General features: G+C 78.1%; 1 protein-coding gene. It reads left to right on the plus strand.

All coding sequences use genetic code 11. From position 1 onward, the window contains the following. The first annotated feature begins 262 nt into the window (after positions 1-262). A complete protein-coding gene (locus HLB09_RS17490) occupies positions 263-691 on the plus strand; it encodes a DUF3040 domain-containing protein (protein WP_171204544.1) in 429 nt (142 codons plus the stop codon). Positions 692-1,081: the final 390 nt, after the last annotated feature.

The following is a 1,081-nucleotide window of genomic DNA, read 5'->3' on the forward strand; positions in this document are numbered from 1 at the left end:
CCGGACCGTCCCCGAGCGCCCGCGCTGACCCGCCCCCGTCCCGCCCGGGCAGGACCGGGGAGGGGGCGGACGAGGCCCCGACGGGCCTGCGCGGGCGCTCGGGGACGGTCCGGGCGGACCTGCCGACGACTCGCCGCGCGGCGCTCGACCACGCCGTCCGGAGGACGTGGTAGACCCGGCTTTCCAGCGCGCGGACGGCGACATACTCTGGTGCACGGACGCGCCGCTGGTGGCGGTCGCGCCGCCACACCGGGGAGGTCCTGTGCCGCTGTCCGAGCACGAGCAGCGCCTGCTCTCGCAGATGGAGCAGCAGCTCCTCAACGACGATCCGAAGTTCGCCTCGGCGATGAAGGGCTCCTCCCGCCGCGGCGGTTCGGCCGGCCGCCTGCTGCTCGGCGGCGCGGGCATCGTCGTGGGTCTGCTCCTCCTCGTCGTGGGCGTGGCCTCCCAGCAGGTGCTGGTCGGGGTCGTCGCCTTCGTCCTCATGCTGGCCGGCGCCGCCTACGCCGTCTCGAGCCCGCGCCGTGCGCCGGCGCCGGGGCCCGTCGGCGTGGTCCAGGGCGACGGCCGAACCGCGCGTCGGCCGGGCCGCACCGGCCGCGGCGGCAAGGGCGCACCCGGTTCCTCCGGCTCCTTCATGGAGCGCATGGAGGAGCGGTGGCAGAAGCGCCGCGACGAGGGCGGCCGCTGACCGCACGCATGCAGCCGTGAGGGCCGGGAGGACCGAGAGGTCCGCTCGGCCCTCACGTCGTGGTGATCCCTGAGCCCTCGCGCGCGCCCTTCCCCGACCGGGCCACCGACGTGCCGCCACGGCGCGTGCCGTCTCCGCTGCGGCGCCCGGGCGACGTCGTCACCAGAGGGCTGCGGGGAGACGCCGGGGAGCCGAGTGCGGACCTCCAGCTCGAGCCGCACGACGGCCGGGTACGGGAGGACAGCGACGCCCTGCCGTCACGTCGCCCCGGCGTGCTGGCGGGCCCGGGCGTCGTGGCGCCCCCGTGGGGGTCGCCGCCCCGTCGCCCAGGTCAGCGCCGCAGCCGCGCGAGCGGCACCCACCGGGCCCGCCAGCGCTGCCGGCGCGGAC

The sequence above is a fragment of the Pseudokineococcus marinus genome, assembly GCF_013004605.1.
GTDB classification, from domain to species: Bacteria; Actinomycetota; Actinomycetes; order Actinomycetales; family Quadrisphaeraceae; genus Pseudokineococcus; species Pseudokineococcus marinus.